The sequence below is a fragment of the Pseudomonas sp. MWU15-20650 genome (assembly GCF_023242475.1).
In the GTDB taxonomy this organism is placed as follows: domain Bacteria; phylum Pseudomonadota; class Gammaproteobacteria; order Pseudomonadales; family Pseudomonadaceae; genus Aquipseudomonas.
Window position 1 is genome coordinate 11,666 of the sequence record NZ_JALJFG010000020.1, and the last position, 14,036, is coordinate 25,701.

The 14,036-nt window shown below is 64.2% G+C and carries 2 protein-coding genes; both read right to left on the minus strand.

Annotation, left to right across the window (positions count from 1 at the left end; translation table 11 throughout):
* Positions 1–65 precede the first annotated feature (65 nt).
* Complete coding sequence (locus M5B43_RS16190) at positions 66–12,959, minus strand: non-ribosomal peptide synthetase (protein WP_248751037.1); 12,894 nt, start codon at positions 12,957–12,959, stop codon at positions 66–68.
* Positions 12,960–13,029: 70 nt separating this feature from the next.
* Positions 13,030–13,782, minus strand: a complete 753-nt coding sequence (locus M5B43_RS16195; protein WP_248751038.1) for an alpha/beta fold hydrolase — start codon at positions 13,780–13,782, stop codon at positions 13,030–13,032.
* Positions 13,783–14,036 lie beyond the last annotated feature (254 nt).

Here is a 14,036-nt window from a genome sequence, read left to right on the forward strand (position 1 = left end):
CAGAATTCACAGTTTTCACCCAAAAAAACGGCGCTATCCGACCAACGAACAGCACCGTTTCCACCTTAAAACCCCTCCAACTCCGCCATCAAATCACTCAGCCGATCCACCTTCTCGGCACTGATCTCCTCGCCCGCCAACCCCTCGATATACTCGGCCAACTCCGCCACCGTGCTGCACTCGAACATCGCCCGCAGCGGCACGTCGCGCTGCAAGGTTTTCTGCACCCGCGAGGCGATCTGCGTAGCCAGCAAAGAGTGCCCGCCCAGCTCAAAGAAGTTGTCCTGCACCCCAACCCTTTCAACCTTCAACACCTCGGCCCAAATTCCGGCCAGGGTGGTTTCCAGTTCATTGCGCGGCGCCAGGTAGTCCTGGCTGTGCAGTTGGCCGATCTCCAGGGCCGGCAGGGCCTTGCGGTCGAGTTTGCCGTTGACGTTGAGCGGCAGGCGTTCAAGCCATAGCCAATGCAGCGGCACCATGTATTCCGGCAGCTCGCTGCGCAGGCGTTGCTTGATGCGGTCCAGGTGTTCGCTCGGGTCCAGCGTGGCGTCGGCAGCCACCAGGTAGCCAACCAGATGCTTGCCGTTAACGCCCTCCTGAACACCGACCGCCGCATCGCGGACTTCAGGTTGTTCGTGCAGGCGCGCTTCGATTTCACCCAGCTCAATGCGATAGCCGCGAATCTTCACCTGATGGTCGATACGCCCGACATACTCCAGCACGCCATCGTTGCGGCGCCGTGCCAGGTCGCCGGTACGGTAGAGCCGTTCGCCAGGCGCGCCAAAGGGGTTGGGTACAAACACCTGGGCGGTGCGCAGCGGATCGCTGACGTAGCCGCGACCGACACCGGTGCCGGCGACGCACAATTCGCCCACGGCACCTTGGGGCACCAGCGCTAACGCGCCGTCCAGCAGGTACAAGCGGTTGTTGTCGGTCGGCGTACCAATCGGCAAATAAGTGCCACGGGTCGAGGCCAGGTCGACGCGGAAGAACGCCACATCATCCGAACATTCCGCCGGGCCGTAGGCGTTGACCAGGCCGATGTCGGGGTAGCGCAACAGCCACTGGTGCGCCAGTTCCGGCGGCATGGCTTCCCCTGTGGGCAGCATCCAGCGCAGGCCATCGAGACTCATGCGCTCCTGGGCCAGCATGCCCTGGATCAGCGACGGCACGCTTTCCAACACCGTGATGCCTTGCGCCTGAACGTGCGCCAACAAGCCTTGCGGATCATGGGCAATGGTATTGGGCACGATGTCCACCCGCGCACCGAACAGCGGTGCAGCGAGGAACTGCCACACGGAAATGTCGAAGCTCTGCGAGGCGGTCTGGGCGATCACGTCCACTTCGCTCAGGTCCAGGTACGGCACCTTGCTCAACTGGTTATTGAGCATGCCGCGTTGCTCGACCATCACGCCCTTGGGCAAGCCGGTGGAGCCCGAGGTATAGATCACATAGGCGAGGTTGTCGGGGCCACTGCAGACACCCGGGTTCTCGCCACGCGCAGGCACCTCATCCCATACCAGCAGTGGGCAGTCCAAGCCTTCCAACAGCTCGATGGCCTGCTCCCGGCACGCCTCGGTACACACCAGCAACGGCGCACGGCTCAGGTCGATGATGCGGCTCAGGCGCTGGTTGGGCAGCCCTGGGTCCAGCGGCAGGTAACCGGCACCGGCCTTGAAGCTGCCGATGATCATGCCGAGCAGATCCAGGCCACGTTCAGCCAGCAATGCCACCGGTTGGTCCAGGCCGACACCCGCCGCAACCAGCGCATGACCCAGGCCATTACTGCGGCGGTTCAACTCGTCGTAGCTCCACTGCTGGTCGAGGCAACTGGCGGCAATCCGCTGCGGATGTTGCGCCACCTGCGCTTCAAACAACTCGATATAGCTTCGCTCCAGCGGGTAGGCGTGCTCGCTCTGGTTACAGCCGTGCACCAGGAAGTCACGCTCCTGCTCGCCCATCAGTGGCAGGTCGGCCATGTCACCGTGGAAGCCTTGCACCAGTGCCAGCAACAGGCGCTTGAACTCGCCGAGCATGCCTTGCACGGTGCTTTCGTCGAAGTAACGCTGGTCGTAGGACAGGTGCAGTCCAAGGTCATCGCCCGGATAGCACACGGCGGTCAGCGGGAAGTTGGTGTGGGTACGGCCGGAGTCCGAGGTGGCATTCAAGCTTTGCGCACGGTCCAGTACCGAGACGTCCACCGGGGCGTTCTCAAATACGAACAGGCTATCGAACAGCGGCTGGCCCTTGGGCAACTCGCTGTGCTCCTGGATCGCCACCAGCGGCAGGTATTCGTACTCGCGCAGTTGCATGTTGCTGTCGAGCAACCCATTCAACCACTGGCGCACGCTGCAACGCTGGTCATCCTCAGGCAGCTTCACCCGCAGCGCGATGCTGTTGATGAACAGACCGACGGTGCGTTGCATCTCGGGCATTTGCACCGGGCGCCCGGCCACGGTGACGCCGAACAGCACGTCACGATCCCCGCTCAAGCGGCGCAGCACCAAGGCCCAGGCTGCCTGGGCGAAGGTGTTCACAGTGAGTTGGTGAGCCTGGGCCAATTCGCGCAGTTGCATACCGTCGCGGGCATCCAGACGGGTGTAGCAATCGCCCACCACCATGGCGCCGCTGCCTCCGGCGTGTTCACGCAGGAACGGGCGGTCGCTCGGGATCGGCGTGGTGCGCTCGAAACCTTGCAGGTTGTGCTGCCACCACTGACGGGCCTCGTTCAGGTCCTGGCGTTGCAGCCAGGCAATGTAGTCGCGGTAGCGCGGCGGCGTGGCCAGTTGCGCCACGCGCCCCTCGCCCAGGGCCATGTAGAGTTCGAAGAAGTCATTCATCAGCAGCGAACGGCACCAGGCATCGATGAGGATGTGGTGGTTGCTCATCATGAACCAGTAGCGCGCTTCACCCACGCGGATCAGGCGCAGGTGGAACGGTGCCTGGTTGAGCAGATCGAAGCCGGCTTCGCGTTCAGCCTTGAGCAGTGCTTGCAGACGCGGCTCCTGCTCGGCCTCGGGGTCGGCGCTCCAGTCCAAGTACTCAATCGGCGTGCTGCCCGGCGTGTGGATCACTTGCAGCATGTCTTCGCCGACGTTCCAGCAGAACGACGCACGCAAGGCTTCATGCCGGGCGATCACCGCTTGCCAGGCTTGGGCAAAACGCTCGGGGTCCAGGGCGCTGTTGATGCGGTAGCGGTCCTGCATGTAATACAGGCCAGTGCCCGGTTCCAGCAGGGTATGCAGCAGCAGGCCCTCTTGCATTGGGGTCAGCGGGTAGACGTCTTCGATGACACCGGCCGGCACCGGCAAGGCGTCGAGCTGTGCTTGAGTCAGGTGCGCCAGGGGGAAGTCGGACGGCGTAAGGCCACCGGCCTCGTCCTGGAGACAATGGCTGATCAGGCTTTGCAGCTCAGTCACATACGCCTCGGCCAATTCGCCGATAACCTGCGAATCGTGACGTTCGCGGCTGAAGGTCCAGCGCAGCAGCAGTTCACCGCCGTAAACCTGGCTGTCGACACTCAGCTCATTGGGCAGCGGCGCATCCAGGTCGTGGGCCAGGCCCGTCGCCTCATCCAGCGGATGGAACAGCGCATCGGCCCCGAAACTCTGGTCGAACTGGCCCAAGTAGTTGAAGGTGATATCGGCCGAGGGCAGTGCCGCCAGGGTCTGCCGGCAGGGGTCGTCGGCCAGGTAACGCAGTACGCCATAACCCAGACCTTTGTGCGGTACCGCGCGCAGTTGCTCCTTGATCGCCTTGATCGAGGCGCCCTGCTCCGCTGAAGGCGTCAGGCGCAATGGATAAGCACTGGTGAACCAACCGACGCTGCGGGTCAGGTCGACGTCATCGAACAAGGCTTCGCGGCCGTGGCCTTCCAGCTGGATCAACGCCGAGTCGTGGCCGCTCCAGCGGCACAGCACGCGGGCCAGCGCCGTCAGCAGCAGGTCGTTGACCTGCGTGCGGTAAGCGCTCGGGGCCTGTTGCAACAACCGGCGCGTGTGCTCGCTGTCCAGACGCACGCTGACCGTTTCAGCCTCGCGATGACGCCGTGCACCGTGGGGACGCGCTACCGGCAATGCCAGCGCGGGGCCGGCCAACTGCGCTTGCCACACGCCCAACTCTTCGCGCAGGGATTCGCTGCCGGCATACGCCTTCAACCGCGCGGCCCAATCCCGCAGCGCGCTGGTCTTGGCCGGCAGGTTGACGGACTGGCCTTCGCTGAGTTGGCGGTAAACCGTTTGCAAGTCTTCCAGCAGTACGCGCCACGACACGCCATCCACTACCAGGTGATGAATCGCGATCAGCAGACGTTGCTGCCCCAGCGGGCCGTCCACCAGCAAGGCGCGCAACAGCGGGCCGTGTTCAAGGTCAAGGCTGCGTTGGGTGTCGGTGAACAACGCCGCGCACTGATCCATATCGCCTACCTGTGCCTGCATCAGCACGCCGCCCTGCGGCACGGCCAAGTGTTCGGCGTGCCAGTGTGCGCCGTGCGGGGTGAAGCTCAAGCGCAGCGCGTCGTGATGCTCCAACACCGCCAGCAACGCCTGCTCCAGGCGGTGAGGGTCGAGCAATTGCAGCGGCTTGAGCACCAACGCCTGGTTCCAGTGCTGGCGCGCCGGGATGTCGGTGTCGAAGAACCAGTGCTGGATCGGCGTAAGCCCCGAGCTGCCCGTCAGTACGCCTTGTTCGGCCGTGACCTGCTCCGAACGGGTGGCAACCGCCGCCAGGGTTTGTACGCTCTGATGCTGGAACACATCACGCGGGCTGAAGTGAATCCCGGCCTGCCGCGCACGGCTGACCACCTGGATCGACAGGATCGAGTCGCCGCCCAGTTCAAAGAAGTTATCGTCAAGGCCGACCTGCTGCACGTTCAACACCGCGCGCCAGATCGCCGCCAAGGTGCTTTCAAGCGCGTTGCGAGGCGCCACGTACGGTTGACGGTTGGCCTGCGGGTCCGGTTGCGGCAAGGCCCGGCGATCAAGCTTGCCGTTGGCGGTCAGGGGCATGCTCTCCAGCACGATCACCTGCGCGGGCACCATGTAGTCCGGCAGCTGGGCCTTGAGGTGGGCCTTCAACGCTTCGCGCAGTGAAGCCGGCTCGGCCTCGCTGGTCAGGTACGCCACCAGCTGTTTGCCGCTCGGCGAATCCAGTGCCAGCACCACCGCTTCGCGCACGGCCTCATGCTCCAGCAGGCGAGTTTCGATTTCGCCCAACTCAATGCGAAAGCCACGGATCTTCACTTGATGGTCGATGCGGCCCAGATACTCCACCAAGCCATCGGCCCGTTGGCGCACCAGGTCGCCGGTGCGATACAGGCGCCCGCCATGGCTGGCAAACGGGTCGGCGACAAAACGCTCGGCGGTCATGCCCGGACGCTGGTGATAACCCTGGGCCAGCCCCGCTCCGCCGACGTACAACTCGCCGGTCGCACCTTGAGGCACCAGCGCCAGGTCAGCATCGAGAATGTAAGCCACACGATCACCGATGATGCGGCCGATAGGCACGCTGCCGGCGCCCTCTTCCAACGCCTGCGGCGCCAGGCTGGCGAGCGGCATGACGACGGTTTCGGTCGGGCCATAGGCGTTGAAAAACACCTCCGGGGTGAACGCCGCACGGATGCGTTGCAAGTGCTCGCCGGTCAACGCCTCGCCACCGGTGATGCACATGCGCACTGGCAAGGTCTGCTGCTGGGTCGCCAGCCACTGTGCCAATTGGCTGCCGTAACTCGGTGTGAAGCCGAGGACATTGATCCGATGGGTGCGGATCAGCGCGCAGATTTCTTCGGCATCCCATTGGCCCTGGGCGCGCAAAACCACCTGTGCACCACTGAGCAACGGCACCAGTAATCGCTCGGTGGCAGCGTCGAAGTTAATCGAATAGAAGTGCAACTCGCAGTCGTGCACACGCATCCCAAAGCGCTCGATCACCGCCTGGCAGTGCATGGCGATTTCACCGTGGGACACCACCACGCCCTTGGGTTTACCGGTGGAACCGGAGGTGTAGATCAAGTACGCCTGGTGTTGCGCCAGGCTGACAAACGGCAGCGCATCGGCGGGGTAATTCGCCAGCACCGGCAGGTCATCTTCCAGGCACCAGCACGCCACCGTCGCCGGCAGCTCGCCGAGGGCTTCGAACATCGCCGCGTCACTGAGCAGCAGGCCAATGTCGCTGTCCTCGATCATGTAGTGCAGGCGATCCAGCGGGTATTCCGGATCCAGCGGCACATAGGCCCCACCGGCCTTGAGGATCGCCAGCAGGCCGACCACCATGTCCAGCGAGCGTGGCAAGGCCAGGCCAACGCGGACCTGTGGCCCGACGCCGCGCTCGCGCAGCATCCAGGCCAGGCGGTTGGTGCGGGCATCCAGTTCACGGTAGCTCAGTGTCTGGCCTGCAAAGGTCAATGCCGGCGCATCGGGACGCGTCGCTGCTTGTTGGCTGAACAGTGAGTGGATGCACTGGTCGAGACGGTGCGAACCAGGCTCGACGCCCAGGCTGTCGCGCAATGCCCGTTGTTCAATGGCCGTCAACAATGGCAACTCGCTAAGACGCTGGTGCGGGTCGGCGATCAACGCCTCCAGCAGGTTGCACCAATGTTCGGCCATGCGCGCAACGCGCGGCTCGTCGAACAGGTCGGTGCTGTAGGTCAGGCAGCAACCCAGGCGATGGTCGAGGTCAGTGACCTCCAGGTTGAGGTCAAACTTGGTCGCGCGCGCGTCATTGGCCAGGTACTCGACCGTCATGCCGGCCAATTGACGGCTTTGCTGGAACTCCCAGCGCTGCACATTGCACATCACTTGGAACAACGGGTTGTACGCGGCACTTCGGGGAGGTTGCAGGGCTTCTACCAGATGGTCGAACGGCAGGTCCTGGTGGGACTGACCTTCAATCACCGTATGACGCACGTGCTCGAGCAGCTCAGCGACATTCATCTGCCCGTTCAACTGGCAACGCAGCACCTGGGTGTTGAGGAACGCGCCGATCAGCCCTTCGCTTTCCGGGCGAATGCGGTTGGCCACAGGGGCACCGATACGCAGGTCGGTCTGGCCGCTGTAGCGGTAGAGCAACACGGCCAGGGTGGCGGTCATGGTCATGAACAGGGTCAGGCCACGCTCGGCATTGAACGCACGTACGCGGGCGGCCAGATCGTCGCTCAGGTCGAAGCGGTATAGCTGGCCCTGATGGCTCTGTACCGGTGGCCGTGGGCGGTCGGTGGGCAACTCCAGCAGCGGGTGTTGCGTGCCGAGTTGCGCCGTCCAGTAATCCAGCTGACGCTGGCGTTCGCCAGACGCCAGCCACTGGCGTTGCCACACGCTGTAGTCGAGGTAGTGCACCGGCAGCGGCGCCAGCGGCGAGTCGCGGTCGTCGATGAAGGCTTCGTAGAGCGCACTGAGTTCACGGGCAAAGATGTCCATGGCCCAGCCTTCGGTGACGATATGGTGCAAGGTCAGCACCAGGTAGTGTTCCTGCTCGCCGGCCTTGACCAGGCAGGCGCGCAACAGCGGCCCGGTTTCCAGATTGAAGGGGGTATGGGCTTCGTGATCGGCCCGTTGCTGCAAACGCTGCTCGCGCTCGGCCGCCGTCAGTGCAGACAGGTCCTGCCAGTCCATGCGCACACCGGTCTGCGGCGAGACCTTCTGGTACGCCACGCCGTCGACGCTCGGGAAGGTGGTGCGCAGGGTTTCATGGCGCATGATCAACGCCTGCAATGCCGCCTCGAAACGCCCCACATCCAGCACGCCACACAGGCGCGCCATACCGCCAACGTTGTAGGCCGGGCTGTCCGGTTCCATCTGCCAGAGGAACCACATGCGCTGTTGGGAATAGGACAACGGTACCGGCTGGCGGCGGTCAACCTTGGCGATGGCCGTTTGTTGGTTGCGCTGGCCCGAAGCCTGGAGCAGGCCGACTTGCTCGGCAAAGGCGCCCAGCTCACTGGCTTCGAACAAGGTGCGCAGCGGCAGCTCGACGTCGCACGCCTGACGGGTGCGGGAGATGATTTGCGTGGCCAACAGCGAATGGCCACCCAGGGCGAAAAAGTCATCGCGCAGGCCGACCCGTGGCAAGCCCAGCACTTGGCGCCAGATCGCCGCGATTTGCCCTTGCAAAGGGGATTGGGGTTCGATGTGTTCGCGGGTTTGCCATACCGGCGCCGGCAGCGCACGACGGTCGAGCTTGCCGCTGGGGCTCAGGGGCATGGCGTCCAGGCGCATCAGTTGCGCCGGTACCATATACTCCGGCAGCTCGGCGGCCAGGGCCGATTTCACGTCCTGCTCATCCAACTCAATGCTCGCGGTGTAGTAACCGATCAACTGGCTGTCACGCACCAACACCACGGCTTGGGCGATGCCGTGCAGGGCCAGCAGGCGCGCTTCGATTTCTTCCGGCTCCACCCGGAACCCCCGCAACTTGACCTGCTGATCGAGGCGCCCGAGGTATTCGAGCACGCCTTCGTTGCTCCAGCGTGCACGGTCACCCGTGCGGTACAGACGTGCGCCCGCCTCGCCCAGCGGGTCGGCAACAAAACGTTCTGCGGTCAACGCGGCACGGCCAAGATAACCCCGCGCCAGGCCGATACCGCCGATGCACAGTTCACCCGGCACACCGGCCGGCAATGGGTTGAGCTGCTCGTCCAGTACGCGGCAGATCACGTTGCCCAACGGGCGGCCAATCGGCGAACGCTCGCCATCGTCGGCCTGGCAGTGCCAATGGGTGACGTTGATCGTGGTTTCGGTCGGGCCATAGCGGTTGTGCAACTGCACCGCCGGCAGCTGCGCCAGTACGCGGTTGCGCAACTCGGCGGGCAAGGCTTCCCCCCCGGAGAACAGGCGACGCAGGCTGGTGCATTCAACCACCCGCGGTTCGTCGATAAACAGCTGCAACAGCGGCGGTACGAAGTGCAGCGTGGTCACGCCATGTTCCCGCACCAACTGCGCAATACGGTGCGGATCACGATGTTCACCCGGCCCCGCCAGCACCAGCCGGCAGCCAGTGATCAGCGGCCAGAAGCATTCCCACACCGACACGTCGAAACTGATGGGCGCCTTTTGCATCAGCACATCGGTTTCGTTCAGTTGATAAGTGGCCTGCATCCACTGCAAACGCTCGGCCAGCGCGCCATGGGTGTTACCCACGCCCTTGGGTTGGCCTGTGGAGCCGGAGGTGTAGATCACGTAAGCGAGGTTGTCACCGTGCAGGTGCAGGCCCGGCGCCTGGGTCGGCCAACTGTCGAGGTGCAGGCTGTCCATGGCAATCACGCCGACGCCTTCGGCCGTCGGCAACTGCTCCAGCAACGCAGTCTGGGTCAGCAGCAGGTGCGCGCCGCTGTCCTTGAGCATGTAGGCCAAGCGCTCGGCGGGGTAATCCGGGTCCAGCGGCACGTAGGCGCCACCGGCCTTGATGATGGCCAGCAGGCCGATCAGCAATTGCGGCGAACGCTCGGCGGCGATGGCTACGCACACGTCCGGGCCCACGCCTTTGTCGCGCAGGTAATGGGCCAGGCGGTTGGCCTGGGTGTGCAGTTGGCCGAAGGTCAGGCTGCCGTCCTGCCAGACCAGTGCGGTGGCGTCCGAGTCTTGCCGGTCAAGCCGCTCAGGCAACCACTGCCGGGCAGGCGTGCAAGGCGCTTCAGTCCATGGCTGCTGTTCGTCAGCCTGCATCAGCGGCAAGTCACCGATGGTTTGCTGCGGTTGGGCACACACCGCTTGCAGCAGGTGGATGAAATGCTCGGCCAGGCGCTGGATGGTTGCGTGCTCGAACAGCTCGTCGGCGTAGTCGAACGACAGGCTCAGGCGCCCATTGCGGTCTTCTTCGCTGTGCAGTTGCAGGTCGAACTTGGCTTCGCGGCTGTGCCAAGGCAGCTCATCGACGAGCAGCCCCGGCAGGCGGCGCAGGGCACTCAGGTCACGTTGCTGGTGGTTGAACATCACCTGGAACAGCCCTTGCTCGCGAGCCTGGGGGAAGGCCTCCAATAATTGCTCGAACGGCAGGTCCTGATGGGCCTGGGCGGCCATTGCGGTCTCGCGGGTGGTCGCCAGCAGTTGGTTGAATGGCAGGCGCCCGTCCAGCTCGGCACGCAGCACCAAGGTGTTGATAAAGAAACCGACCAGGCCCTGGGTTTCCTGGCGCGGGCGGTTGGCATTGGGCACGCCGATGCGGATATCGCGCTGGCCGCTGTAGCGATAGAGCAGGCTCTGGAAAGCCGCCAGCAGCAGCATGAACGGCGTGGACTCATTGACCTGGGCAGTATGCCGAATCGCTGCGCTGAGGCCCGCGTCCAGGCGCACGCTATGGCGCGAGGCGCTATGACGATGCTGCGCGGAACGTGGGTGATCAGTGGCCAGGTTCAGGGCCGGATGCTCCTCACCCAACTGGGCTTTCCAGTACCCCAGTTGCCGCTGGCCTTCGCCTTCGGCCAGCCATTGGCGTTGCCAACTGCCGTAGTCGGCGTAGTGCAAGGCCAGTGGTGGCAGCTCCAGGCTTTGGCCTTGGACGGCCGCGGCGTACAAGCGCGAGAACTCGTCGATCAGGATATCGAGCGACCAACCGTCGGCGATGATGTGGTGCAACGTCACCAGCAGTTGGTGATCTTCATCGTCCAGCCGCACCAGGGTCACCCGCAGCAGCGGGCCTTGTTCGAGATCGAATGGCGTGCGCGCGGCGTCCTCACGAATGCGTTGCGCGCGAGCTTCGCGCTCGGCGCGGGGCAGGTCACTGAGGTCGATGACGTGCAGGTCGAACGCTGCGCTGGCCGCCACGTGCTGGAACGCCTGGCCGTCACGCTCATAGAAACGCGTGCGCAGCGCTTCGTGGCGCTGGATCAGGCGCTGGAAGCTGGCGCGCACCGCGTCCTCATCCAACTCGCCACGCAAGCGCAGGGCACCCGGGATGGTGTAGGCACTGCTGCCTGGGTCCAGCTGCCAGGTGATCCACAGGCGGGTTTGTGCCAGGGATTGAGGCACATCGTCCTGGCGCGACAGGGCGTGGATCGTGCCTTGGGCGACACCGCCGTCCTGCTGCAATTGCGCGACCCGGGTGGCGAAGGCCGCAAGGGTCGGCGCTTCGAACAACAGGCGCAGGTTCAACTCGAGGCTCAGGGTTTCACGCAGGCGCGCAACCACTTGAGTGGCGGTGATCGAATTGCCGCCGAGCAGGAAAAAGTGATCGTCGGCGGCGACGCTGCTGAGTTGCAGGTGCTCACACCAGATCGCTGCGATCTGCTGTTGCAGGGCCGACGCCAACGCTGCGTCGTTCGCCTGGGCGTGCACATCAGGGAACTGCGCGTAGCTGTCGAGGCTGCCGTCGGCGTGGCGAAGGGCGCACGCCGAGCGTTGCACCTTGCCGCTGGAGGTCTTCGGCAATGCGCCGGGGTTGAGCAACACCACCACGCTTGGGGCCTCTTGACAGGCTTCGGCCACGGCTTGGCGTATCGCCTTGATCAGCGCTTCGGGCGGCAGGATTTTCTGCACGCTGCGGCTGATTTCCGCGGCGATGCCGATGCCTTCCAGGCCCTGGTCCTTGACCGAAAACGCCGCGACCCGGCCCTTGCGCACCACCTCCACTTCGCGCTCGATGGTTTTCTCGATGTCTTGCGGGTAGAGATTGTGCCCGCGCACGATCAGCAGGTCTTTCAAGCGGCCAGTGATGTACACCTCGCCCTCGCGGATAAAGCCCAGGTCACCGGTGCGCAGCCAGGTTCGCCCGGCATGCTGCACGAAGGTCTTGGCGCTGGCTTCGGGGTTGCGCCAGTAGCCATGGGCAATACTCGGGCCGGTCGCCCAGAGTTCGCCGACGTGGGGGTCGGCCAGTTCACTGAGGGTGTGGGGATCGGCAATCAGCACGGCGTGGTCCGGCTGGCCGGTGCCGCAGCTCATGATCGCAGCGCCCGGCCCCGGCTCGACGCGGTGGGCGGCCAGGGCCTGCTCATCGACACGCAGCGCCGGGATGCCCTGGCCGCGCCGGCCGCCGGCGACAAACAGGGTCGCTTCGGCCAGGCCGTAGGAGGCGAAGAAGTTATTCGAAGTAAAGCCGCAGGGGGCGAATTTCTCCGCGAAGCGTTCCAGCGTGTCGAGGCGGATCGGTTCGGAGCCGGAATAGGCGACGCGCCATTGGCTCAAATCCAGGCGCTCCAGGGCCGAATCACTGACCCGCTCGCAGCACAGGCGGTAGGCGAAATCCGGGCCACCGCTGAGGGTGCCGCCGTATTCGCTGATCGCCTCCAGCCAGCGCACTGGCCGGCCGAGGAAGTACGCCGGCGACATCAACACACAGGGTACGCCGCTGAAAATCGGTTGCAGCAGGCCACCGATCAGGCCCATGTCGTGGTACAGCGGCAGCCAGCTGACGATCACGTCATCCGGGTTGAGGTCGATGCCGAAGCCGTGGCGGATCAGTACTTCGTTGGCCACCAGATTGCCGTGGCTGATCTGCACACCCTTGGGCAAGGCGGTGGAACCGGAGGTGTATTGCAAAAAGGCGATGTCGTCGGGCTGCAGTTCGGGGGCGACCCAACTGGCCGCAAGCGCTGGGTCGAGGGTGTCGACGCTCAACACGGCCGGTGCAGGGTCGATCTGTGCCAGGCCATCGCCGAGGCTGGCAATCGTCAACAACCAGCGCGGCTCGGCGTCGGCGATGATCGACAGCAAGCGTTCCTGGTGATGGCGACGGGTGGACTCCGGTGGATAAGCCGGCACCGCGATCACCCCGGCGTACAGGCAACCAAAGAACGCTGCGACATAATCCGGGCCACTGGGGAACAACAGCACCGCACGATCCCCCCGCGCGGCGTTGGCTTGCAAGGCCGCGGCGATGGTGCGGGCACGTTGGTCCAGGTCACGGTAACTGAGCACCACGTTGTGCTCGGCGGACTCGGCAAGGAAGCGCAGGGCCACCTGGTCCGGCGTCTGCGCGGCGCGGCGTTGAAGGGACTGGGCCAGGGTGCGGGGAAGTTCGAAGGCGTCCATCTTGGGGTTCCTGCCTGAAATCGGCTTACGGGAAATTCGGCTTACTTAAAAAATCAACAGCGCGCAGCGGTCAGCCGGTGACCTGTTGCCGCGCCACACCCAGGCGCCAACGCGCCAGATGTTCGTCGGCATAACGCCGCACGCAGCGCAGCACGGCACTTTCGTGCTGCACGAGAAAGAAGTGGTGGCCGTCAAACAGGTCCAGGGAGAAGTCACTGGCGGCATCGATCTGCCAGTCGAGCAACTGGTCGGTGCGCACACTGTCCTGTTTGCCGCCAAAGACATGGATCGGCACACCCAACGGTTCGCGCCGGCCATAGTTGAAACTGCCGCACAGCAGAAAGTCTGCGCGCAGGATCGGCAACATCAACTGCATCAACTCGGGGCTGGCCAGGGCCTCTTCGGCGGTGCCCTGGAGTTCGCGCAGGCGGGCGATCAGTTGCTCATCGGTTTTTTCGACCGCGTATTCGCTGACATCACGACGCGCCGGGCCGGCCGTACCGGACGCGAACAGCGCCAACGGAGCGGGTAGATGGCGTGCGTCCAATGCATGCACCAGCTCGAACGCCAGCAAGCCGCCGAGGCTGTGGCCGAACAGTGCATAGGGGCCGTTCAGGTCGCGACTGATTTCCTCCGCCAGTTGCGCCGCCAATGCCTTGATGTCGCGCTGTAACGGCTCGTCCATGCGCATGCCGCGCCCCGGCAATTCCAGCGGGCACACCTGCAGCCACTCCGGCAGGGCTCGTCGCCAACGTGCATAAACCGAGGCGCTGGCGCCTGAATGGGGCAGGCAAAACAGGCGCAGTCGCGTCGGCGTACTCATCGCTTGAGCACTCCAGCCTGGAACACGCTGTTTGCACGGTAGAAACCCATGTCGCCCTCCTGCGGGTGCTGATCCTTGGCCGTTTTTTTAACGGACCTGTCACCCAGAAGAACGGACGGTGCCGGTAAATAATTAGTCGGCAGCGGGCAGCGAGAGGTGGTTCACACCTTTCAGGAAAGCATAGGATTAGTTCGCCTTCTCATTTGACAATAATTATCATTAAGCATAATTTGTTGCCCGATGTGTAGGAGGCA

Excerpts from the sequence above, each read along its gene's own strand:
- M5B43_RS16195 (WP_248751038.1), bottom strand. The coding sequence starts at position 13,782 with ATGAGTACGCCGACGCGACTGCGCCTGTTTTGCCTGCCCCATTCAGGC.
- M5B43_RS16190 (WP_248751037.1), bottom strand. The coding sequence starts at position 12,959 with ATGGACGCCTTCGAACTTCCCCGCACCCTGGCCCAGTCCCTTCAACGC.